General features: G+C 63.0%; 19 protein-coding genes. 7 read left to right on the top strand and 12 right to left on the bottom strand.

All coding sequences use genetic code 11. The features are described from left to right. Nucleotides 1-9 precede the first annotated feature (9 nt). Nucleotides 10-1044, top strand: a complete 1035-nt coding sequence (gene dmpG, locus DLD99_RS14745) for a 4-hydroxy-2-oxovalerate aldolase (protein WP_114883152.1) — start codon at nt 10-12, stop codon at nt 1042-1044. Nucleotides 1045-1123: 79 nt separating this feature from the next. Here the strand turns inward: dmpG and DLD99_RS29225 are convergent, their stop codons facing one another. The 3 genes from DLD99_RS29225 to DLD99_RS14735 all read right to left on the bottom strand — a co-directional run bounded on the left by DLD99_RS29225 (nt 1124) and on the right by DLD99_RS14735 (nt 3728). Continuing rightward, the gene (locus tag DLD99_RS29225) at nt 1124-1291 is read right to left on the bottom strand and encodes a hypothetical protein (RefSeq protein ID WP_167443775.1); all 168 of its coding nucleotides are present in this window, start codon (nt 1289-1291) and stop codon (nt 1124-1126) included. Nucleotides 1292-1421: 130 nt separating this feature from the next. Continuing rightward, on the bottom strand, nt 1422-2552 hold the full coding sequence (locus DLD99_RS14740; protein ID WP_114883150.1) for a helix-turn-helix transcriptional regulator: 1131 nt from the start codon (nt 2550-2552) through the stop codon (nt 1422-1424). A gap of 132 nt (nt 2553-2684) precedes the next feature. Then, complete coding sequence (locus tag DLD99_RS14735; protein ID WP_114883148.1) at nt 2685-3728, bottom strand: 3-ketosteroid-9-alpha-monooxygenase, oxygenase component; 1044 nt, start codon at nt 3726-3728, stop codon at nt 2685-2687. Between the two features lie 145 nt (nt 3729-3873). On the opposite strand from DLD99_RS14735, the gene DLD99_RS14730 reads away from it, so the two are divergent. From DLD99_RS14730 to DLD99_RS14720, 3 genes are read left to right on the top strand one after another with little or no spacing between them, the layout of a single operon-like run. Continuing rightward, nucleotides 3874-4713, top strand: a complete 840-nt coding sequence (locus tag DLD99_RS14730) for an SDR family NAD(P)-dependent oxidoreductase (protein ID WP_114883146.1) — start codon at nt 3874-3876, stop codon at nt 4711-4713. After that, complete coding sequence (locus DLD99_RS14725) at nt 4700-5626, top strand: alpha/beta hydrolase (RefSeq protein WP_114883144.1); 927 nt, start codon at nt 4700-4702, stop codon at nt 5624-5626. The genes DLD99_RS14730 and DLD99_RS14725 overlap by 14 nt, the downstream gene beginning before the upstream one ends. Continuing rightward, nucleotides 5623-6735, top strand: a complete 1113-nt coding sequence (locus DLD99_RS14720; RefSeq protein WP_114883143.1) for a 3,4-dihydroxy-2-butanone-4-phosphate synthase — start codon at nt 5623-5625, stop codon at nt 6733-6735. Before DLD99_RS14725 ends, DLD99_RS14720 begins: the two co-directional genes overlap by 4 nt. Before the next feature lie 46 nt (nt 6736-6781). Here DLD99_RS14720 and DLD99_RS14715 read toward each other — a convergent pair whose 3' ends face one another. The 3 genes from DLD99_RS14715 to DLD99_RS14705 all read right to left on the bottom strand — a co-directional run bounded on the left by DLD99_RS14715 (nt 6782) and on the right by DLD99_RS14705 (nt 10788). Beyond that, nucleotides 6782-7732 carry a 5'/3'-nucleotidase SurE gene (locus DLD99_RS14715; RefSeq protein WP_114883141.1) on the bottom strand — a complete coding sequence of 317 codons (951 nt, stop codon included), beginning with the start codon at nt 7730-7732 and terminating at the stop codon, nt 6782-6784. Nucleotides 7733-7807: 75 nt separating this feature from the next. Beyond that, nucleotides 7808-9187 (bottom strand): DUF1329 domain-containing protein, encoded by a 1380-nt coding sequence (locus tag DLD99_RS14710; protein ID WP_114883139.1) that lies wholly within the window; start codon nt 9185-9187, stop codon nt 7808-7810. Between the two features lie 23 nt (nt 9188-9210). Continuing rightward, nucleotides 9211-10788: a DUF1302 domain-containing protein gene (locus tag DLD99_RS14705; protein WP_114883137.1), complete on the bottom strand. Its 1578-nt coding sequence runs from the start codon at nt 10786-10788 to the stop codon at nt 9211-9213. A 289-nt stretch (nt 10789-11077) separates the two neighbouring features. Here DLD99_RS14705 and DLD99_RS14700 point away from each other — a divergent pair, with 289 nt between their 5' ends. Together DLD99_RS14700 and DLD99_RS14695 are read left to right on the top strand one after the other, a co-directional pair. Continuing rightward, complete coding sequence (locus DLD99_RS14700; RefSeq protein WP_114886695.1) at nt 11078-12823, top strand: FAD-dependent oxidoreductase; 1746 nt, start codon at nt 11078-11080, stop codon at nt 12821-12823. Continuing rightward, on the top strand, nt 12820-13689 hold the full coding sequence (locus DLD99_RS14695; protein WP_114883135.1) for an SDR family NAD(P)-dependent oxidoreductase: 870 nt from the start codon (nt 12820-12822) through the stop codon (nt 13687-13689). Before DLD99_RS14700 ends, DLD99_RS14695 begins: the two co-directional genes overlap by 4 nt. Nucleotides 13690-13728: 39 nt before the next feature. Here DLD99_RS14695 and DLD99_RS14690 read toward each other — a convergent pair whose 3' ends face one another. The 6 genes from DLD99_RS14690 to DLD99_RS14665 form a co-directional block, all read right to left on the bottom strand. After that, nucleotides 13729-15300, bottom strand: coding sequence for a FadD3 family acyl-CoA ligase (locus tag DLD99_RS14690; protein WP_114883133.1), 1572 nt, complete (start codon nt 15298-15300; stop codon nt 13729-13731). Between the two features lie 69 nt (nt 15301-15369). Next, the gene (locus tag DLD99_RS14685; protein ID WP_114883131.1) at nt 15370-16116 is read right to left on the bottom strand and encodes an SDR family NAD(P)-dependent oxidoreductase; all 747 of its coding nucleotides are present in this window, start codon (nt 16114-16116) and stop codon (nt 15370-15372) included. A 100-nt stretch (nt 16117-16216) separates the two neighbouring features. Next, nucleotides 16217-17302 carry a ferredoxin--NADP reductase gene (locus DLD99_RS14680; RefSeq protein WP_114883129.1) on the bottom strand — a complete coding sequence of 362 codons (1086 nt, stop codon included), beginning with the start codon at nt 17300-17302 and terminating at the stop codon, nt 16217-16219. Between the two features lie 13 nt (nt 17303-17315). After that, on the bottom strand, nt 17316-18071 hold the full coding sequence (locus DLD99_RS14675) for a glucose 1-dehydrogenase (RefSeq protein WP_114883127.1): 756 nt from the start codon (nt 18069-18071) through the stop codon (nt 17316-17318). Continuing rightward, nucleotides 18059-19738 carry an FAD-binding protein gene (locus DLD99_RS14670; RefSeq protein WP_114883125.1) on the bottom strand — a complete coding sequence of 560 codons (1680 nt, stop codon included), beginning with the start codon at nt 19736-19738 and terminating at the stop codon, nt 18059-18061. Before DLD99_RS14670 ends, DLD99_RS14675 begins: the two co-directional genes overlap by 13 nt. A gap of 9 nt (nt 19739-19747) precedes the next feature. Further along, the gene (locus DLD99_RS14665) at nt 19748-20263 is read right to left on the bottom strand and encodes a flavin reductase family protein (protein ID WP_114883123.1); all 516 of its coding nucleotides are present in this window, start codon (nt 20261-20263) and stop codon (nt 19748-19750) included. Nucleotides 20264-20520: 257 nt separating this feature from the next. Here DLD99_RS14665 and DLD99_RS14660 point away from each other — a divergent pair, with 257 nt between their 5' ends. Next, nucleotides 20521-21705, top strand: coding sequence for an acyl-CoA dehydrogenase family protein (locus tag DLD99_RS14660; RefSeq protein WP_114883121.1), 1185 nt, complete (start codon nt 20521-20523; stop codon nt 21703-21705). Nucleotides 21706-21733: the final 28 nt, after the last annotated feature.

Genomic DNA, 21733 nt, shown 5'->3' with positions numbered 1-21733 from the left:
AGAATGACCATGAATCTGCAAGGTAAACGCGTTCGTCTTCACGACATGAGCCTGCGCGACGGCATGCACGCCAAACAGCATCAGATCAGCCTGGACCAGATGATCGCCGTGGCCACCGGCCTCGATGCGGCCGGCGTGCCGCTGATCGAAATCACCCATGGCGACGGCCTCGGCGGTGCGTCGCTGAACTACGGGATGCCGGCCCACAGCGACGAGGAATATTTTTCGGCGGTAATTCCACGGCTGCGCCAGGCGAAAGTCTCGGCGCTATTGCTGCCCGGCATTGGCACCCTCGATCACCTGCGCATGGCCCATGAGCACGGGGTGTCGACCATCCGCGTCGCCACCCACTGCACCGAGGCCGACGTTTCCGGCCAGCACATCGGCATGTCAGCGAAAATGGGCCTCGACACTGTTGGTTTCCTGATGATGGCCCACATGGTCAGCGCGGAAAAACTGCTGGAGCAGGCGCGGTTGATGGAGAGTTACGGCGCCAACTGCATTTACTGCACCGACTCGGCGGGCTACATGCTCCCGGACGAAGTCAGCGAGAAAATCGGCGTACTGCGCGCCGGTCTGAACTCGGCGACCGAAGTGGGCTTTCACGGCCACCACAACCTGGGCATGTCGATTGCCAACTCCCTGGCCGCGATCGAGGCGGGCGCTGCACGTATCGACGGCTCGGCAGCGGGGCTTGGCGCAGGCGCGGGCAACACGCCGCTGGAAGTATTCGTTGCGGTGCTGGAGCGCATGGGCGTCGAAAGCGGCGTCAATCTGTACGGGATCATGGACGTGGCCGAAGACCTGATCGTGCCGATGATGGATCAGCCGATCCGCCTCGACCGCGATGCCCTGACGCTGGGCTATGCCGGGGTCTACAGCTCGTTCCTGCTGTTCGCCAAACGGGCGGAGAAAAAGTACCTGGTGGCCGCCCGCGAACTGCTGGTGGAGCTGGGGCGGCGCGGCACCGTTGGCGGTCAGGAAGACATGATCGAAGACCTGGCGCTGACCTTGTCCCGGGCGCGGGGCTTCCTGCCGACCTGATCCTCGACAGACAACAAAAAGCACCGGTGCTGCTTGCAGGCCGGTGCTTTTCTATTTGAACAGGTCTATGGACGCAGATTTATGGCAGCAGATTGCGCACCAGTGGCGGGTAGCAATTCACCGCCGTGCTCGAACAACCCAGAAGCGCGGCGCTCGGTCGATAGGCTTCGTTTCTGAACAACTGACACAGGCTGACGGAACTGCCGACGCAGACGATCAGCAGCAGGGCGCAGGTGGAATTTCGCATGGCGGGCCTCATACGGTTTTTTTGTTGTTGTAGAGGCAAGGTAAGGCGGCGGGAGATCTTCGGCTTCGTCTGAATGGACTAGTTGTGAACAGAAGCCATCGCCCGGGCGGGCGATGGCGCGGGAGGCCTGTCAGCCGAGGGTCGCCACGCTGCGCAGGATCAGGCGCACGAGCATGGTCTGGCGGGTCACGCCGGTCTTGGAGAAGGTCGAGCGCAGGTGGGCGCGGGCGGTGTTGCGGCTGATGCCCAGTTCTTCCGAGGCTTCATCGAGGGTCAGCCCGTTGGCCAGCAACATCGCCAGTTGGGTTTCGGCCGGGGTGAAGTCGAACAGGGCGCGGACGATCTCCTGGGGCGCGGTGGACTGTTGCTCCGGATCGCTGATGAAGATCACCACCGTCGGGCATTGTTTGCCTTCGCTCCACTCCGACAGCGGCACCGAACGCACGATGATGCCGAGGTCGGCGCGCCCGGACGGCCGCTGCACGCGCAGTGCCTCGACCATCGACGGGTTGCTGCTTTTCTGCGAGAGCAGCGACTGCTTCACCAAGCGGCGAAACTCCTGGGTGTCGCGGTCGGTACCGACCTGCAGGCCATCGTTGACCAGTTTGATGCCGTCCTTTTCCTGGATCAGCCGGTCGGCGACCTGGTTGGTCTGTAGCACTTTGCCGGCTTCGTCGAGGATGATCGTGCCGACCGCCATCTGATTCACCGCACCGGCGTAGAGGTTGCGTTCGACCTCGATGCGGTTGAGTTGCATGTGAACCTTGATCGAGCGCTCGAGGTGCGGAATGAAATGCGCGAGCAGGGTTTTCTCTTCATCGCCAAACGGCTTGTCATCCCGCCCGCGACTGATACGGATCCGGCACTGGGCGCCGTCGCAGGTATTGATGTCGGCGCCGAGGATATGGAACACGTCCACCGCTTCGAGGAAGTTCTTGTAGAACTCGGATTTCTGCCAGTCATCGCTGGAGACGAATTCGGCAAGGGTCACCACCTGACGGTTGGGCAGGCCGACGAAGGGGTCGAGGGTGAAGAAATGCGTGTTGTACGAAGCGACGGCTTCGGTGGAGGTGCCGGTGGTGTTGACCATTAGTCCGTCCACGTGGGTGCTGGGCGGCCGCAGGATGAAGGTCACGTATTTGCTTTCAAGATGAACGTTGAGCTGGTTGAGAAAGGTCGCCCAGGGAATGGTTTCCAGCGGCCCCTGATACAGGTTGCCGATGAGATCGCTGAACGTGTCGAGGCTGAGGCTCTGCTGCATGGGGAACCCGTTCTTATTATTAGTGGTTTGCGGTGCCCGAGAATAAGCGCCTGTATCGACCACTTGCAACGCCCGGGCACCAGGCCTGACCGGCGGCGGCCGGTCAGGCGCAGGATCGCGAAAACCCGCTGATCAGGCGTGTTCGCGGGCCCGCACGATGAACTCTTTGTGCTCCTTCACCTCCGCCGAAAGCAGCGCGACGTCGGTGTAGAACTGCTCGTACCAGCGGCGCAATTGATAGACCGGGCCGTCGCCATCGCACAGCAGCGGGTTGTCGACGCGGGTCTTGCTGTGCCAGATCGACACGTCCTCGTAAAAGGCTGCCTGGGCCTGCTGCACATAGGCCTTGGCCATCGCCTGATTCTGTTCTTCGCTCAGGCCCGGGATCTTTTTCACCAGCACGCCGTAGCGCAGGGTGAAGCTGTCGAGGTCAATCGGCACATGGCAGTTGAGCAGGATCGAATGGATCGGCTGGCCGTTCATGGCACCGGTCATTTCGGTGATCTGGTAGGCCGGCCCGTAATAGGTGGCCACGGTGCTCAGCGCGCTGTCGCCGGACAGCCGCTCACTGCGGGCGCTCATGATCTGCGTGGCGAGGTGGCCTTCGAACACGTTGCTGAAGGCCTCGACCGGGGCGCCGTGCACCGTGCCGAAGTGCGCCATGTCGGCGACGTTATCGATCAATTCGCGGCAGTTGGTGTCGATCTGCAATTCGGCGACTTCCCACTCGGCCCATTCGTTGCTGAAGCAGGCGTCAATGCGCGGGATGCGTTGCTCGGGCAGCGGCGGGTTGCCTTCGGGGTCATTCCAGACGAACAGCAGATGGTTTTCCTCCATCAGCGGCCAACTCTTCAGTTTGGCCCGAGGCGGAATGCGCTTGGCGTAAGGAATGTCATCGCACACGCCGTCAGCGCCCCAGCGCCAGGCATGGAAAGGGCAGCGAATCGAATTGCCCTCGACGCAACCGGTGCTGAGGTCGGCGCCCATGTGCGGGCAATAACCGTCGAGGATGTGCAGCTCGCCGTCCCCGCCCTGAAACGCCACCAGCCGGGTGCCGAACACGTCCAGGCGGTGGGCCTTGCCGTCGCGGTAGGGGGCGGCCAGGCCCAGGCAGTGCCAGCCGCGTGCGTAGCGGTCTTCCAGCAGTTTGGCTTCGATACGGTGCAGGGTACTCATCTTGTTATTCTCCCAGGTTCACGGGTTTGAGCTTGCTGGAGATTCTGCCGCCCCTGCAGAAGCGGGCATCGTCTGAATGGACGATGGCCGGCCGAGCGGCGCCCGCTCTACTGACGCCATTGGACTTTTTTGTCTGGAGCAGGCAATGAATCAGCAATCAGGGCAAGTCGCGGTCATTACTGGTGCCGCCAGTGGTATCGGGCGAGGGCTGGCCGAACATGCAGCGAAACTGGGGATGCGCCTGGTATTGGCCGATCTCGATGGGGTGCGGCTGGAAGCACTTTGCGCAGAACTGCGAGGCGGCGGAGCGCAGGTGGTCGCCTGCGTCACCAACGTCGGCGATCTGGAACAGGTGGAGCGCTTGCGCGATGTTGCCCTCGACCGGTTTGGCGAGGTCGATCTGTTGTTCAACAATGCCGGCGTGATGCAGACCGGCTACAGCTGGGAAATCACCGCGCAGCAGTGGCAACGCATGCTCGACGTTAACCTCTGCGGGGTCATCAACGGCATTCGCTGTTTCGTACCGTTGTTCCTGCGTCAGGGTCGTGCGGCCCATGTGATCAATACCGCGTCCCTGGCCGGTCTGCTCAGCAGCCCGTTGATGGCGCCTTACAACGTGACCAAACAAGCGGTGGTCGCACTGTCGGAAACCCTGCATTACGAACTGAGCATGCTCGGTGCACCCGTGTCGGTTTCGGTGGTGTGCCCGGGGCCGGTGGCCAGTGAAATCATGGCCTCCAATCAAGTGGTCGACGGCGCCGGTTCGTCGTTCAGTCAATTGCTCGACAGCAGCATTCGCCAGGGCATGACGCCTGCCGAACTCGCAGAACAGGTGTTCGCCGCCATCGCCGAAAAACGCTTCTGGGTCTTTCCCCACAAAGGTTTCAAAGTGGCCCTGCAGCAACGGGTGCAGAGCATCCTCGAAGAGTCCAACCCCCAATTCAACATGTCCGATGTAGAGGAAAACACCCATGCCGCTCGATAAACAGATCGCGCTGATACTCCAGCAATTCAGCGACCTGCCGGCACCCGATTACAGCCAGCTCGATGCGGCGCACTACCGGCAATTCTGCGACAACATGCAGCCGGCGATTCCCGGCGTGCCAATGGCCGAGGTGCGCAATTTGCGGGTCGAGGGTGCGATTGGCGAACTGGATGCGCGTCTGTATCGACCGTCGGAAGAGACCAGTCTGCCGTTGCTGGTGTATTTCCATGGCGGCGGTTTTGTCGTCGGCAACCTCGACACCCACGACAACCTGTGCCGTTCGCTGGCCCACCTGACTGAAGCGGTGGTGGTGTCGGTGGCTTACCGACTGGCGCCGGAGCACCCGTTCCCGGCGGCGCCGCTGGATTGTTATCGGGCGACCTGCTGGCTGGTGGAGCACGCGGCGCAACTGGGCGTCGATGCCACCCGGCTCGCCGTGGCGGGGGACAGCGCCGGGGGCAATCTGGCCTTGGCGGTCAGTCAGTTGGCGGTGCAACGGCAGGGGCCGAAGATCCGCTATCAATGCCTGTTCTATCCGGTCACCGATGCCGGTTGCGACAGCCATTCCTACCGGGAATTTGCCGATGGCTTTTTCCTCACCGGCGCCATGATGAACTGGTTCTGGCAGCAGTATTTGCAGGAAGACGGGCAGGGCGATGATCCACTGGCCTCGCCATTGCGCGCCGGGAACGTGGCGCATTTGCCGCCGACGACCCTGATTACCGCCGAATTCGATCCGCTGCGTGACGAAGGCGAGGCGTTCGCCGAGCGCCTGCGTGCAGCCGAAGTGCCGGTGCGGATGCACCGTTGTGACGGCATGATTCACGGCTTCATCAGCATGGCGCCGTTTGTCGAAGGCGCCGCCCAGGTCTTGTCCGAAGCCGCTGCCGATCTGCACGAGGCGCTGCAATGAGTCTGGCGTTCGACAGCGTGCCGCAACTGCTCGAAGCCATCGCGGCGGGGCAGATGGTGGTCATCACCGATGACGAGAACAATGCCGAAGGCTCACTGCTGATGGCCGCCGAACGGGCGGACGCCGAAGCAGTGACGTTCATGGCGGTGCAGGCGCGAGGCTTGATCTGCCTGGCACTGACCGAACAGCGCTGCCGCGAGCTGGGGCTGGACCTGATGGTGCCGCATTCGCGGGCGCAACATGGCGTGGGCTTTACCCGCTCGATCGAGGCGGCTACCGGCGTGTCCACGGGTATCAGCGCCGCCGACCGGGCGCGCTCGATCCAGGTGGCAGTCGACCCGGCCAGCGGCCCGGCGGATCTGGTGCAACCGGGGCATATCTTCCCGGTGCAGGCCTTGCCCGGTGGCGTGATGCAGCGGGCCGGGCATGTCGAGGCGGCTTGTGACCTGACCCGCCTCGCGGGCCTGCAACCGGCGGCGACGCTGGTGGGGATTCTCGACGAGGACGGCGAACTGGCCCGTGGCGAACAGTTGCACGAATTCGCCCGCCGCCATGGTTTGCGCATTGGCAGCATTGCCGAGCTGATTCACTACCGCATCCTTCACGAAGGCACGATCGAGCGCGGCGAGGCCTATCCCTTGCTGACCCGCCACGGTGAATTCCAGGTGACGGCGTATCAGGACACCTATCAAGGCGCGCTGCATCTGGCGCTGGTCAAGGGCCGGATCGAAAGCACTCAACCGGTACTGGTGCGGGTGCAAAGCATCGAAACCCTGCGTGATGCCCTGGGCTGCGAAAGCGAAAACGGACCGCAGCAGTGGACCCTTGAGCGTTCGCTGGCGAGTATCGCGGCGGCCGGCAACGGCGTGCTGGTGTTACTGGCGCAGAAAGAAACCGCTGACGGCGTGCTCGAACAATTGCGTCAGCGCAGCGGCGGCAAATCCCGCCCGCCGCATTTTCCACATCGCACGCTGGGCATCGGCGCGCAGATCCTGCGGGATCAGAACGTGCGCAAGATGCGTTTGATGAGTTCACCGGTGCCTTACAAAGCGGTGTCGGGGTTTGATCTCGAAGTCACCGAGTTCGTGCCGTTCCAACCCGCTGTCTGAAACCGTTCAACCCCTGCGGGTGATCACCTGCAGGGGTTGTGTCGTTTCAAGGCTGGACGCTTTTGAGCATTTTCTTCGCCTGATCCTGCACCGCCGGCGGCGCGCTCATATTGCCGGCGATCACCGTAATCACTGCATGCCCTTGCCACAGCTGATACGCATCGGCCTGCTGCTGAATGGCCGTAGGTTTTGGCGGTGCGACCAGGTTGACGTTGACCGTTCCGTCGGCGCCGCGCTGTGAGGTGAAATTCACTCGGTCCCAATTGCCGATTGGCGCAAAACTCACGCCTTTGACTTGATTGGCCGGCAATGCCGGGTAGTTGAGGTTCAACCCGTTGACGCCCGGCAGCCCGAGCACGTTCAGTTTGCAGCTGTGCTTGGCGCAGCTCTGATGGGCCTGCTCGATGACCTTCACCGCAAATTTCGCGGTGTCGTCCATGGCGCCCTGGGTCTTGCGGTAGCCGGCTTGCTGGTCGCGCATGATCAGGTCCATGTCGATGGCTGTCGACACCGCCACCGCCGGAATGCCTTTGAACATGGCCCGGACAGCGGCGTTGAGGGTGCCGGACATCTGCGTCAGCGGGCCGACGTTCTCACCGAAGTTGATGCCGGACACCACCAGATCCGGCGGGGTGTCCTTGAGCAACACGTCCAGCCCGACGTTGACCGCATCTACCGGCGTGCCGATGGCCGAGGTCTTGCCGGTCGGCGGCGTGTAGCCCTCGGGCGGGCCGACGCAGAATCTGCCGGGCGCCAGTTCAGTCACCGCCAGGGCCTGGCCGGGCACCACGACGCTGGCAGCGCTGATGCCGCTGCTGTCGTTCAACGGGCCGACCAGGGTCACGGTGTGCCCGGCGGCGGTCAGTGCGCGGTACATCGCATCGATGCCGGGGGCGCGGCAGCCGTCGTCGTTGGTCAGCAGGATGTTCAGGGCATTGGCCTGCATCGACAAACCGAGGCCGGCCACGGCAAGGGCCGCAGTGAGTAATCTGTTCATGGGCAGTTTCCATCAAGGTGCAAATCAAGAAAAAACAACGCCCCGACCGAATGAATCGGTCGGGGCGTTGCGGGTTCAGCGGGTGCCGAGTTTGCGCAGGTTGCCGGGGGTGAATTCATCTTCGGAGAAGGCGGTGGCATTGAGCTTGGCGGGTTTCTGATCGACCAGCAGGCGGTCAACCAGATAGGAACCGGCAATCAGATCATGGTAGATGCCGAGGCGTGCGTGGTAGCGCTGAATGTCGTAGGCGTAGACCGAGGTCTGCATGTTGGTGCGCCACAACTGGCCACGGGCATCGTAGTTGTCGGCCATGGTTGCGGACCAGGTGTCCTCGTCGAGGTACAGCACGCGTTTGGCGTAGACGTGGCGGGCGCCTTCCTTGAGCGTGGCCTGCAACACCCAGACCCGGTGTTTCTCGTAGCGCATATACTGCGGATCGACGTGGCCGGTGGTCGACAGGATCTGGTCAGCCGTCACGCTCGGATCGTCGATCTTGTAGTTGTGGTAAGGAATGTAGAGTTCCTTTTTGCCGACGATGGTCCAGTTGTAGCGGTCCGGCGCACCGTTGAACAAACGGTCTTCGTCGTACACCCGGAAGCCCCCGGCGCCGGTCGGCGAGTCATAGCCAACGGTGGGGGCGCGACGGACGCGGCGCTGGCCGGGGCTGTACTGCCAGGCCTGACGCGGCGAGGCCGTCGGGTTGATGAACTCGTGGCCGACGACGATTTCGCCTTTCTTGCGCACCGGCTCCAGGGTGGTGATCAGGAAGTTGGTCAGGATGCCATTGGCGGAGTCGAGGTTCTTGTCCGGGCTGGACCAGATCGAGAAGATCTTGTAGTTGACCTCTTCGAGCACTTTTTCCTTGTTGGCGTACACCACCGCCTGGCCATAGTTGGCCTCTTCGGTGTTGGCCCGGCCCTGCAGGGTGTGGTTGAACATCAACTCGCTGCCGTTCTTGGGAATCGGAAACGGCGAAGCGCCCCAGGCGTTCTTGGTGTCGTTGTTGTCGTTGTCGAGTTCGGCGGTCACCGCGTTTTTCTTGATCAGGTCTTCAAGACGCTGATCGGCGCGGAAATCGCGATGGCTTGGGTACACCGGGATCTTGAAGGTGTCCGGGTAGCGTTTGAGCAGCGCTTTCTCGCCGTCGGACAGGTTCTCTGCGTACTTGTCCATGTTCTTCGAGTCGATCACGAACAGCGGTTTTTCCGCCGCGTACGGGTCCGGGTACGGCGTGCCGGGGCCGGCAAACTTCAGGCCCGGTGGCAGACCGCGCCACTTGCCGCTCCAGGCCGGAATGCTGCCGTCGGCGTTGCCGGCCTTTTCCGCGCCCATCGGGGTCAGGTCCTGGCCCAGTCGCGCGGCCTCTTCGGGGCTGACCTTGGCGTAGGCCAGGCCACTGCCGAGCAGGCCGACGGTCAGCGCCGTGCTCAATAACGTTTGGGTGAATCGAGACATGCTGTGCTCCTCCGACAGGGGAATCAGAACCGGTATTTGAAGTTGAGGGCGACGTTGTCGCGGTCGGCCAACGGGCTGTTATTGGCGTTGCCCAGATAGGCGTTGTAACGGGCTTCGACGGTGAAGTTGCCGAGGTAGCGCCACGAGCTGCCGATACTGGCGCGGTCGTCGCCTTCGCCCTGGTTGATCGAGCCGACAATCGAGCTGTCGCCGTGGGCCGCAGTGCTGTAGGTGATCGGCACGGACATGTCCCAGCCGCTGAACACGTCGTTGTAATCGAAGCTGACTTGGGCGGTGTAACCCCAGGCTTCGCGGTCGTAGACCAGACTGTCGGTGCCCGGCGACGTGAAGCCCGGCGCCAAGGTCACGGGTTGGGACTTGTCGTTGCTGATGACGGTGTTGTAGACGACCTCGCCGGTCAGTGTGGTGTTGTCGGCGAACGAAGTCGGGCCGAGCACGTAGATCATCGACGACTGCGCTTGCATGGTTTTGCCGCGGACCGCGCTGGAGAAACCGTTGTTGACCATCACCGGCGCGCCGTCGCGGTAGCTGACTTCACCGGCCCAGCTGACATCGCCGATCACCGTGGAGAAACTGGCGCCGAACAGGTCGATGTTGTCGAAGTACACCGCACGATAGCGACCCAGCTCGGACTGAAAGTCCAGCGACGGCGTTTTGTCGTGATAGCGCGAGTAGTAGATGCCGAACTCGGTGTTGTTCAGCGACTCGGCAGCGTAGGTGAAGGCCACACCGTACTGGCCCTGATTGCTCGGTTTGTCGTTGGCCAGACGCGTTACGAAACCGCTGGCGTCGTTGTAGCCGCCTTCATCGATGTAGTCGGTGGTGGAGAAGTAGCTGCCGACCCCGAACAACTGGGTCTTTTCCCATTTGTATTGGTAGTAGGCCTGGATATCGAGGCTGTCGGTCAGGCTGAACTGGGTGAACAGTTGCCCGACCGGCAGGAGGATTTCCTTGACCTCGACCCCCGGCGTGGTCGACTTGGTCGCGTCCACCGGGCTCTGCGCCGCCGAGATGCCGGGGTAGAACAGGCTTTCACCCCAGCTCACCACCTGATTACCCAGCCGCGCATTGAGGTTGTGCCCGCCCAGATCCCAGGTGCCGTAGGCGTAGTAATCGAGCATGCGCAGTTCGTTGCGGTGCTGGTCGATGGTGTCCTGGGAAAAACGGTCCGGCCGGCTGCAATGGCCGCCGGCAAAGCAGTTCGAAGTGCCGGTGTTGTTGTCGTTGTCCTGATCGTAGACGTTGTCGTAGAAACCCGTGGCCCGCACGAACACGCCGTAGTCGTCCTGCCATTTGATGTTGGCTTCGGTGAGGAAACCGGCACGGTTGTTGATCAGGCTGCCTTTGGCAAACGCATTGTCGCCGTCGTTGGCATCGGCGTTGGCCGTCAGCTTGTGATCACGACCCTCGGTCCGCCAGGCGAGGCTGTAGGTCAGTGTGGTGTCCCAGTCGACGCTCAGATCTTCGCTCGGCTGGAAGGTCATCGCGCTGGCCTGGCTGCCCAGTCCACCGGCCAGCAACAGCACGGCCAGTTGTACGCGAGGGTGTAGCGATTGTGGGGCGATTATTGTTTTTATCATGTCGTCCTCATGCCCAGGTCAGACCTGCCCGACCTGCATTTCAGGGGGGGAGTGGTGCCGTGGGCGACTATGCGGTCACCGATCTGACGCAACATCGTCCAAGCGGACTAAGCGATTTGCACGGGGCGATTTGCACGGGGCGATTTGCACGGGGGCAGGACGAACATTCCTTAGTCCCATCGGACGATGACCACCCGGCACACGCACCCAACAATCCCGAGACCGACTGCGCCGGACGAAGATCCGGCCGGCGGTTTTTGCCTTGAAGGCGCTGAGCAAGGGTGATCGCATGAAAGCTGCCGAGATCAAATGGGATGAGTGCTGCGATGTGCTGGTGGTGGGTTCCGGAGCGGGCGGGATGACCGCGGCGCTGCGCGCTCACGACCTGGGACTGAACGTGTTGCTGATCGAAAAGAGCAACGAGTACGGCGGCACCTCGGCGGTGTCCGGCGGCGGGATCTGGATTCCCGGCAACCACCGGATCGCAGCGCTGGGTGGTAGTGACAGCGCCGCCGAAGCGATTGCCTATATCCGCGCAGTGACCCACGGCGAGATTGACGACGGGCGTATCGAAGCCTACGTCGAGCACGGCAAGGCAATGGTCGAATACCTCGAACAGAAGACCCGCGTGCGCTTCGAGGCCCAGGCCAGCTACGCCGATTACTACCCGGAAGTCGAAGGCGGCAAACCCGGCTATCGCTCCATGGACCCGCAACCGTTCGACGCCGCCGAGCTGGGTGAGGAATTCCTGCGCATGCGTGCGCCATCCCCCGGCACATTGATGATGGGTCGCATGGCAATGACCATGAAAGAGGCGCAGGTGCTGCTGTGCCGTGGCCCCGGCTGGTTGCGCCTGACGCTGAAGGTCATGTGGCGTTACTGGCGCGACCGCGAGGGGCGGCGCCTCTCGAAGCGTGATCGCTACCTGACCTTGGGCAATGCCTTGATCGGCGCCTTGCGCTGTTCGTTGCAGGATCGCGGCAAATCGCTGTGGCTGAACTGCGGGCTGGAAGAACTGCTGATCGTCGGCGACCGGGTCGGTGGTGCGCGGGTCAGCCGCGATGGGTTGCGGTTGAACGTCAAGGCGCGCTACGGCGTGATCATTGCCGCCGGAGGATTTGAGCGTAATCAGGCGATGCGCACGCAGTATCTGCCGCAACCGTCAAAGACCGACTGGAGCGCCACGCCGCCGCACAATACCGGCGACGGCATTCGTGCAGGCCAAGCCATCGGCGCCCGCACGGCGCTGATGGAACACAGCTGGTGGGCGCCGACCACCCATGTTCGCGGCGAGGAAAAACAACGGGCGATGTTCGTCGAACGGACGTTGCCCGGTTGCGTACTGGTGAACTCGGCGGGCGAGCGCTTCGTCAACGAGGCCGCGCCCTACACCGATATCGTCGAGGCGATGTACGCCAGCAACCGCGAAGGCGCCGAGAGCGTGCCGTGCTGGATGGTGTTCGACGCCGAGTTTCGCCGCAAATACCCCTGCGGCGCGTTGTTGCCGGGGTACGCCCAGCGCGACTGGCAACTGCCCGAGCACCTGCGCGATTACTTTTTCAAGGCGCCGGATCTGCAGACCCTGGCGGAGAAAATCGGCGTCGATGCAGCCGGGCTGCTGCGTACCGTGCAGCGCTTCAACGGCATGGCGGTGCGCGGGTATGACGAAGACTTCCACAAGGGTGAGTCGCTGTTCGACCGCTATTACGGCGATCCCCACGTAACGCCCAATCCGTGCCTCGCACCGTTGTTCAAGGGGCCGTTCTACGCCGTGCGCATCGATGCCGGCGACATCGGCACCAAGGGCGGTTTGCTCACCGACGTTCACGCCAGGGTCTTGCATGAGGACGGCCAGCCGATCAAAGGCCTGTACGCCATCGGCAACAGCGCCGCGTCAATGATGGGCCGCACCTATCCGGGGGCCGGTTCCACCATCGGCCCGGCGATGACTTTCGGTTACCTGGCGGCCAATCACATCAAGCACCAGAGCCAGAAGAGCGGGGCAGTGATCAGTCAGTTCGGGAGCGTCAAATGAATCGGCAAGTGGCAGTGGTGACCGGCGCCAGTCGCGGCGTCGGTCAAGGTATCGCCCTGGCGCTGGGTGCGGCTGGCATGCGGGTTTATGTCACCGGGCGTGCGCCGGCGGCTGCGGGTGCGCATCTATACGGACAGGCCCTGAATAGCTCGCTGGAGGACACGGCTGCCGCGATTACAGCGGCGGGCGGAGAGGGCGTTGCGGTGATCTGTGATCATGCCGACGATGGGCAGGTGACGGCGCTGTTTGCTCAGGTAGAACGTGAATGCGGGCGGCTGGATCTGCTGGTGAACAATGCTGCGTTCATCCACAACCAGTTGATCGATCCAGGGCCGTTTTGGGAGAAACCGCTGGACCTGGTGCGCATCCTCGACGTCGGCCTGCGCTCGGCATACATCGCCAGTTATCACGCCGCGCCGCTGTTGTTGAACAGTCCGCAGGGGCTGATCTGCTTCACTTCGTCCTTTGGCGGCGGCTGCTACATGCACGGCCCGGCGTACGGTGCGCAGAAGGCCGGTTGCGACAAACTGGCGGCGGACATGGCCATCGATTTCGAGGGCCGTGGCGTGGCGGCGTTATCGCTGTGGCTCGGGCCGCAATTGACCGAGCGCACGCGGATTGCCGGCGAACAGCATGGCGAGCAGTACAAGGCCTTTCTGGCGCACGCCGAAACCCCGCAATTCAATGGCCGGGTGATTCACGCGTTGCTCAATGATCCGCAGTTGATGGCGCGCTCGGGGCAGACGTTGATCACTGCCGAAATGGCTGCGGGTTACGGCATCAGCGAAGACGGCGGTCGCCAGCCACCGTCCCATCGCGCCCTGCTGGGTGATCCGCGTCAGCAGCATCCGGCCCGGGTAATCTGAAGGTCATTCCCCCAGTGGGAGTCCACTGGGGGACAGCAGTCAGCTCAACGCCCACTCCCGCAACACATTCTTGGTCACTTTCCCCGCCGCGTTCAGCGGCATGCTTTCCAGCACCTGCACCCGGCGCGGCACCTTGTAGTTGGCCATCTGCTCACGGCACCAGGCGAGGAACCGGGCCTGCTCGATCTCGACACCCGGCGCCGGCAGCAGGAAGGCCATGGCCACTTCGCCCAGGCGCTCATCCGGAATGCCGATCACCGCCACCTGCGCCACGCCGGGATAACCCAACAGACAGTGTTCGATTTCCGCCGGGTAAACGTTGAAACCGCCGGTGATGAACATGTCCTTGAGGCGATCGGTGATGCGCAGATAACCCTGCTCGTCGAGCACGCCGATGTCGCCGGTGTGCAGCCAGCCGTCGGCATCGAGCACTTCCTGACTGGCCTGCGGATCATTGAAATAACCCTGCATCAGGTTGTAGCCGCGCACCTGGATTTCGCCCGGGACGTTCGCCGGCTGGCTGCGACCGTTGGCACCGATGCAGCGCACTTCCACCCCCGGCATGGCCCGGCCGCTGGTGGACGCGAGCAATTCCAGCGAATCTCCCGGCCGGCAGATCGTGGCAAAACCGCAGGTTTCGGTGAGGCCATAGGCCGTGACGATGGTGGCGAAACCCAGCTCATCGCGCATGCGGCGGATCATTTCCACCGGAATCGTTGCAGCGCCGGTGACTGCAATACGCAGGGAAGTCAGGTCGAATGCATCGCGCTGCGGGTGGGCGAGCAAGGATTGATAGAGGGTCGGCGGGCCGGGCAACACGGTAATTCGTTCGCGCTGCACGCATTCGAGCACGGCCTGCACGTCAAAGACCTGCTGCGGCACGATGGTGCAACCACGCATCAGCGCCGCCAGCCAACCGGCCTTGTATCCGAAGGAATGGAAGAACGGATTGACGATCAGGTAGCGATCGCCTTCGCGCAAACCGACCACTTCACTCCAGTCCCGCACCACTCGCAGGGTTTGCCCATGATTGCTCATCACGCCTTTGGGCTTGCCGGTGGTGCCCGAGGTGAACAGCAGGTCGGACAGGTCTTGCGGGCCGAGCGCCTGCTCGCGTGTTTGCAGGGTTTGCGGTGATACATCGCTGGCCAAGGCCAGGAACGCGTCCCAGCTCAGCGTTTTTGAGTCATCGCTGCGCAAGGTGACGATCTGGCGTAGCGCCGGCAGCTCTTCGGCGGCGAGCATGCGCGGATAGTCGGCGCCAAGGAATTCGCCGATGGCAAACAGCACGCAGGCGCCGCTCTGGCGCAGGATGAAACCGGCCTCGCTGCCTTTCATGCGCGTATTGAGCGGCACCAGCGCGGCGCCGACGCTTTGCAGCGCAGCGGCGGCGACAATCCATTCCCAGATATTCGGTGCCCAGATCGCCACACGGTCGCCGGGTTGAACGTTCAACGCCAGTAACGCCCGGGCGGCCTGGTCGCGCAGTTGATCGAGTTGCCGGTAGCTGATCGAGCGCCCGTCATCCTCGATGGCCGGGCGGTCGCCATAGTTGCGGGCAGCGTTGGCGAACAGTTGGACGATGGTCAGTGCGTTTTCGACAGGCAGCATGGGGCCTCCTCGGCCAGAGGACAGGTGCGGAAGAAAGGGGTGTGCCGGGCAGGCGCCCGGCGAGGCAAATCAGGCGGCGGGCGGGGCGAAGCGGCGGCCGGCGGAGAAGCCGCCGTCCACGGCGATCATCTGACCGCTGACAAAGGACGCTTCGTCCGAGGCCAGGAACAGCGCGACGTTGGCCACTTCTTCCGGCTGCCCGGAGCGATTGAGCATGTGTTGTGAGGCGAAGAACGCGTGGAAGGCTTCATGCTCGCGGACCATGCTGGTCATCGGGGTTTCGATCAGGCCGGGGCACAGGCCGTTGACGCGAATATTGGCGTAACCGAAGTCGATGGCCATCGAACGCGTCAACTGGTTGATGCCGCCCTTGGACACGTTGTACGCAACGTTGCCGTCGCAACCCTGCAAGCCAAAGATCGAGCCGATGTTGATGATCGAGCCGCTACGCCGGGGTTCCATTGAGGCCAGCGCATATTTGCTGGTGAGCATGCTGCCGGTCAGGTTGATGTCCAGCACCCGCTGCCAGTTGGCGGTGCTGGTCTGGGTGACGCTGCCCTGGTCGGCGACGCCGGCCGCGTTGACCAGCACGTCGATGTGGCCGAAATGGTTCACGACTTCCTGCATGACCTGTTGCACCTGCGCTTCATCGCGTACATCCAGGGTCATGAACAGGCCCGGAAAATCCGCCGGGGCGTTGCCGATGTCCAGGCCGACAACCTGCGCGCCTTCGGCGGCAAAGCGCCGTACGCAGGCCAGGCCGATCCCCGATGCGCCGCCGGTAACCACCGCGACCTTGTTTTGCAAACGAGCCATAACTGCACCTCTTTTATTGTTTTTGGGCCAATGGGCTGGCCGAGTCTAACTGCAGATCGCGTCCGGGAGATCGTCCGTTGAGACTATTGTCGACGGGCGCTCAATCCGGGAACTTCAAGCGCACCCGTGCGCCGGCCGGGCGGCTTTGACAGGCCAGGGTCCAGCCTTCGGCCAGTTCTCTGGGGCTGAGCACGTCGTTGCGGGTCATGTGGGTTTCGCCGTCCTCGACGATGCACATGCAGGCGCCGCAAAAACCTTCTTCGCAGGAGGAAGGCACGTCGAGGCCGGCGGCCTTGCAGCTTTGCAGCAGGGTATCGCCGGGCTGACAGGCAATTTCGTGTTGCTGGCCGTCGAGCACGATCACCAGCGATTCGCAGCGCGAGGCGAGGGAGGCTTGCCGGGCGGCGGCTTCTTCAGCCAGCAATTCGTCGGGATCGGGCGGCGAGACGAAGCGTTCGACGTGGATGCGTTCAGCGGCTTCGCCCAGTTCCAGCAAGGTCCGTTCGACGGTGTCCATGAACGGCCCCGGCCCGCAGATGAAGTAATCACCGCCGGCAGACCCTTTCAGCAAATGGCGTACTTGGGCGGAGGTCAGGAAACCTTGCACCGAATCGAGCGCGTGCAGCACTTGCAGTTGTTCCGGATGGGCCTGGGCCAGTTGGCGCAGCTCATCCTTGAAAATCACCGACGCTTCATCGCGATTGGCGTAGATCAATTTGATCGGCCGCCGGCTGCGTTGCAGCGTCGATTTGAGAATGGAAAACACCGGGGTGATGCCCGATCCGCCGCCGAACAGCACCAAGGGTTTGTCGTCATCCGGCTGATGCTCATCGAGGCAGAAATGCCCGGCCGGCGGCAGCACGTCCAGCCAGTCACCGACCTGCACTTCGTTCATCCGGTTCGACACCCGGCCGCCTTCGACCCGTTTCACCGTGACTTTGGGGCGCTCGTCGGTCAGCGGCGAACTGGCCATGGAATAGCAGCGGGTCAGCAGTTTGCCGGCACAGGGCACGCGAAACGTCAGGAACTGCCCCGGTTTGTAGGCAAAGCGCTCACGCAGGTCTGGCGGGATGTCCAGCACCAGCGAGCGAGCATCGGCGGTTTCATCAATCACCGCGCACACTTGCAAGGAGTGGCTGGTTGCCGTGGCCTGGGCCGGTGTCAGGTTCTGTTGTTGCGTGCCCATGTTCACCTCGGCCTCAGAGCCCGCTGATCAGTTGGGCGTTGTCGACGCGGATCTCGGCACCGTTGACGAAACGCGACTCGTCAGTGGCGAGGAACAGCACCACATTGGCGATATCGGCCGGCGCGCACATGCGGTTCATCGGGTCCTGATCGAGGTCTTGCTGATTGACCGCCACACCGCCGGTGAGGGCCTGGGTCATCGGCGTGTTGACGCCGTCCGGGTGCACGCTGTTGCAACGGATGCGGTAACCCTGTTGTTTGCAATGCAGGGCAATCGAGCGGGTCATCGCCGCCACTGCGCCCTTGGACGCCGAATAGGCGCAGAACATCGGCATCGCGCCCAGTGCGGCTACCGACGACATGTTGATGATCGAACCGCCACCGGTTTCCTTCATCGCCTGAATCGCGTACTTGCAGCCGAGGAAGTAGCCGTCGCCGTTGATTTTCTGCACCTTCTGCCACAGCTCCAGCGTGGTGTCTTCGATGCTGCCCAACGCCAGGATCGCGGCATTGTTGACCAGCACGTCGAGGCGGCCGAAGTGTTCCAGGGTGGTCTTGATCACGTGCTGCCAGTCGCTTTCGCTGGCGATGTCGTGACGGATGAACAGCGCGTTATTGCCGATTTGCGCGGCCACTTCACGGCCGGCGCTTTCGTTGAGATCGGTCAGCACCACCTTGGCGCCTTCGCGGGCCAGCAGCAGGGCGTCTTCGCGACCGATGCCGCTGGCGGCGCCGGTGATGATGCAGACTTTGCCTTCTACACGTTGCATTGTTGTTCTCCTGAGCGTGTGGTTTGAGCAGCAAGTTGTTCGGCCACATGGGCGGCGGCGCGCCGGCCGGAATAAATGCAATCGGCCAAGGACAGGCCCGAGACATACAGATTCGAAGCGACCCCGACCGCGTTGCGCCCGGCGCTGTACAGGCCGGCAATCGGCTGATCGGCGTGGTTCAGCACCTGACCGCTGGTTTCGCAGACCTTCAGCCCGCCGAGGGTGATGACGGGGCAGGGGAAGAGGCGGCTGGCGAAGGACAGGTCGAGGGCATACCACGGGCCCTGATCCATGTCGGCGAGCATCGCTTGCGATTTGCCGAACGGATCGACGATGTCCCCGCGAGCGGCGCGGCTGTAGGTGTTTACGGTGCGTTGCAGGTTGTCGGGCGGTAATCCGCAGCGCTTGGCCAGATCGGCAAGGTTGCGACTGCGTCTGGCGTTGAACAGCAGATTGAGCAGCACCGGCAACCGCTGGAAGGCCCAGACTTTGCCCGGACCAACTTGTCGCAGCGCTTCGCGTACCAGCGCCCGGTCGAGAATCAGGATGGCGCGACCGTCCTGTTCTTCCACCATTGAATGGCCGAGGGTCGCGCCGTAGATTTCTTCGTTGGCGTAACGCTCGCCACGGGCATTGACGATCAACCCTCGGGCCCAGGCCAGCGGCGGGTTGATGAAACGCCAGGCGCTGACTTTATCTATCCGCGCCACGCGGCCGCCGGCACTCTGGCCCAGGGCGATGCCGCTGCCGTTGCAACCGGTGGTGCCCAGCGGCAGACCGGGCAGATAGCGCGGCGCATGCTGACGCACCCATTCGCGGTTGAAGATGAAACCGCCGCTGCTCAGCAGCACGGCGTGGTCGGCGCGAATCAACTGGCGTTCGGTACTCGTTAGCTCAATGCGCCGCAAGCGTGCGCGCAACCGATCGGCCACTGCCGGCGCGTACATGTGAATCGCCGTGGCCCAGCGTGACAGCCGGGCGTGTTGCCGGGCTGCGCGACTGCCGCTCGGCAGGTGCCAGGCTTCGACGCCGACCACGCGGTCATTGGCATCGATCACCAGACGCCGGACTTCGCACTGGCTGCGCAGGCGTGCCTCGAGGCGCAGAGCGCTAGCCTTCAGCGGGGCAAACAGGCTTGCGCCCGAAAGTCCGGGGCCTTTGGTGCGGTGACCGCGCGGTGCCGGTTTGGCAATCGCGGCATAGGCCGGGACGGCTTCGTTGCCGGAGTAGTAAAGGTAAAACTGGTCACTCGGATAGGACGTCTTGTGCGGCGGCACGCTGGATTCGAACGCCACGCCCTGGCGTTCGAGCCAGGCCAGTTGCTCGCAACTGCCTTCGCAGAACTCGCGCAAGGTCCGCGGGCTCACGGCTTCGCCGACTTCCTGGCGCAGGTAGTTGAACATCGCGTCGTGACTGTCGTCGTAACCGGCCTGGCGCTGATACGGCGTACCGCCACCGGCATACACCACGCCACCGCTGATGGCAGTCGCACCGCCGCCGGCGAAGCGGTCCAGTGCCAACACCGACAAGCCGCGACTGGCCGCCTCGATTGCCGCGCAGGCGCCGGCGCCGCCAAAACCGACCACCAGCAAATCGCAGCGATCGTCCCAGTCCAGCTGATCGGCACTGTTCACGCGCAATGGCGACAACTGTTGTTGAGCGTCCATGGCCCGGCCTCAGCCCGCAGCAGCGAAGGCAGATGCCGGGCTGGCGGTGGTGGTGTAGCTGCCGTCGAGGTAGACCAGCGGAGTGATGGCGTCGCTGGTGTGGATTTGCAGGATGCGCCCGATGAACACGGTGTGGGTGCCATAGCTGAAGTGGCCGTCCTGACGGCAGAGGATCGCCGACTGAGCGTCACTCAGATACGGAATGCCGCCGGGGCTGGTCAGCCAGTTGCCCTGATCGAAGCGCGCCTCGCCCTTGATCGAACCGCTGCAGCGATGGGCCAGACCCTGTTGTTCGACGCCAAGAATGTTCACGCAGAAGTCCGCGCCGGTGGCCAGCGCCGCGTGGGAAGAGGCGGTCTTGTTCACGCAGATCAGCAGCGATGGCGGCTCGGTGCTGAGGGAATCCACCGCCGTGGCGGCCATGGCAAAACGCTCGGAGCCGTTGCTGGTACTGATGATGGTGACTGACTTGGCCAGACGGCGCATGGCCTGGAGCATGTCGGCTTTCAGATTGTCGTCGTTCATCGCACTCGTCCTGTGGTTGTACTGGAGTGCGATGGATTTTTGCGCTGGCGTGCCTGTGCAGCATCGTCCGAGGGGACTAGGCCTTTGGGTGGCACACGTGCGTGCTTCGGATCATCGCCGACATGGTCCGTTTGAGGGATGTCCGCCTCTTTTCACATTGTTTGAATGCCGCACAGGAGGCAGACACCGCAAGTGCGGCACGTGCCTCGCTGCACGCGCGCCCCGGCGGACGGGGTGAACAATGGAGAACAATAAAAATGCTCAACCAAGACCTGATTCGCCAGCGTCTGAGCCAGCGTGCCCGCGAGCTGGTACCGATTCTGCGTGAGCGCGCCCTGGACGCCGCGCACGCCGGCCAGTTGCCGGAAGAAACCCTGAAGGATTTTCAGGAAGCGGGGTTCTTCCGCATCCTGCAGCCGGCACGTTGGGAAGGCTATGAACTGGAACCCAAGGATTTCTTCGAAGTGCAGATGACCCTCGCCGAGGGCTGCATGTCGTCAGCCTGGGTGCTTGGCGTGGTGGCGATTCATAACTGGCAGATGGCGCTGTTCGACGACCGTGCGGCGCAGGATGTCTGGGGCGACGACTCCAGCGTGCTGATTTCTTCTTCCTATATGCCGGTGGGCAAGGTCGAACGGGTGGAGGGCGGTTTCAAACTCAGCGGACGCTGGGGCTTTTCTTCCGGCAGCAAGCATTGCGAATGGGCGTTTCTCGGGGCCCTGGTACCGGCGGAGGAGGCCGGTGGTGCGCCGGATTACCGGACATTCCTGGTGCCGCGCAGTGACTACCAGATCCTCGAAAACTGGAACGTCATGGGCCTGGAAGCCACCGGCTCTCACGACATCCTGGTCGAGAACGCCTTCGTTCCCGAATACCGCACCCATCGGGCATTCGACGGTTTCATGCAGAACAGCCCCGGGAATGCGGTGAACACCGCGCCGCTGTTTCGCCTGCCGTTCGGGCAGATTTTCGTGCGGGCCGTGTCGTCGGCGGCCATCGGTGCGCTGCAAGGCGCGGTGGATCAGTTTGTCGAGCACAACCGTGCGCGAGTCGGGGTCAATGACGGACGCAAAATGGTCCAGGACCCGGCGGCGCAATCGGCGTTGGCCAACGCCATGGTCTGCGTCGACGAATGCAAGACCGTGCTCTATCGCAACTTCGCCTTGATGCTGGAGCGGGCGCAAAAAGCCGAGCCATTGAGCATGCCCGAGCGAGTGAAGATGCGTTACGACTCCGCGTTGGTCGCCGACAAGTGCGCGAAAGCGGTGGGCGATCTGATGTTCAACAGCGGTGCCTCGACGATTTTCCGCAGCCACCCGATCAACCGCGCGTTCCGCGACATTCACACCGGTCGCGCCCATGTCGCCAACAGCCCGGCGAAGTACGCCTGGAACCTCGGCGCCGTGAGCATGGGCCAGGACAGCAACGACTTTTTCCTCTGAGCGCAGTGCGCTGAATCGGCTAGTCCGT

This window comes from Pseudomonas kribbensis, from assembly GCF_003352185.1.
Taxonomy (GTDB): Bacteria; Pseudomonadota; Gammaproteobacteria; order Pseudomonadales; family Pseudomonadaceae; genus Aquipseudomonas; species Aquipseudomonas kribbensis.
Note: the sequence above shows the minus strand (reverse complement) of the source record. Positions and strands in the feature narration are given on the sequence as shown.

Bases quoted from the DNA above. Each gene is read 5' to 3' on its own strand.
- DLD99_RS14690 (WP_114883133.1), bottom strand. From the start codon at position 15,300: ATGCTGCCTGTCGAAAACGCACTGACCATCGTCCAACTGTTCGCCAAC.
- DLD99_RS14730 (WP_114883146.1), top strand. From the start codon at position 3,874: ATGAATCAGCAATCAGGGCAAGTCGCGGTCATTACTGGTGCCGCCAGT.
- DLD99_RS14680 (WP_114883129.1), bottom strand. From the start codon at position 17,302: ATGGGCACGCAACAACAGAACCTGACACCGGCCCAGGCCACGGCAACC.
- DLD99_RS14735 (WP_114883148.1), bottom strand. From the start codon at position 3,728: ATGAGTACCCTGCACCGTATCGAAGCCAAACTGCTGGAAGACCGCTAC.
- DLD99_RS14675 (WP_114883127.1), bottom strand. From the start codon at position 18,071: ATGCAACGTGTAGAAGGCAAAGTCTGCATCATCACCGGCGCCGCCAGC.
- DLD99_RS14725 (WP_114883144.1), top strand. From the start codon at position 4,700: ATGCCGCTCGATAAACAGATCGCGCTGATACTCCAGCAATTCAGCGAC.
- DLD99_RS14670 (WP_114883125.1), bottom strand. From the start codon at position 19,738: ATGGACGCTCAACAACAGTTGTCGCCATTGCGCGTGAACAGTGCCGAT.
- DLD99_RS14695 (WP_114883135.1), top strand. From the start codon at position 12,820: ATGAATCGGCAAGTGGCAGTGGTGACCGGCGCCAGTCGCGGCGTCGGT.
- DLD99_RS14720 (WP_114883143.1), top strand. From the start codon at position 5,623: ATGAGTCTGGCGTTCGACAGCGTGCCGCAACTGCTCGAAGCCATCGCG.
- DLD99_RS14685 (WP_114883131.1), bottom strand. From the start codon at position 16,116: ATGGCTCGTTTGCAAAACAAGGTCGCGGTGGTTACCGGCGGCGCATCG.
- dmpG (WP_114883152.1), top strand. From the start codon at position 10: ATGAATCTGCAAGGTAAACGCGTTCGTCTTCACGACATGAGCCTGCGC.
- DLD99_RS14710 (WP_114883139.1), bottom strand. From the start codon at position 9,187: ATGTCTCGATTCACCCAAACGTTATTGAGCACGGCGCTGACCGTCGGC.
- DLD99_RS14660 (WP_114883121.1), top strand. From the start codon at position 20,521: ATGCTCAACCAAGACCTGATTCGCCAGCGTCTGAGCCAGCGTGCCCGC.
- DLD99_RS14705 (WP_114883137.1), bottom strand. From the start codon at position 10,788: ATGATAAAAACAATAATCGCCCCACAATCGCTACACCCTCGCGTACAA.
- DLD99_RS29225 (WP_167443775.1), bottom strand. From the start codon at position 1,291: ATGCGAAATTCCACCTGCGCCCTGCTGCTGATCGTCTGCGTCGGCAGT.
- DLD99_RS14715 (WP_114883141.1), bottom strand. From the start codon at position 7,732: ATGAACAGATTACTCACTGCGGCCCTTGCCGTGGCCGGCCTCGGTTTG.
- DLD99_RS14700 (WP_114886695.1), top strand. From the start codon at position 11,078: ATGAAAGCTGCCGAGATCAAATGGGATGAGTGCTGCGATGTGCTGGTG.
- DLD99_RS14665 (WP_114883123.1), bottom strand. From the start codon at position 20,263: ATGAACGACGACAATCTGAAAGCCGACATGCTCCAGGCCATGCGCCGT.
- DLD99_RS14740 (WP_114883150.1), bottom strand. From the start codon at position 2,552: ATGCAGCAGAGCCTCAGCCTCGACACGTTCAGCGATCTCATCGGCAAC.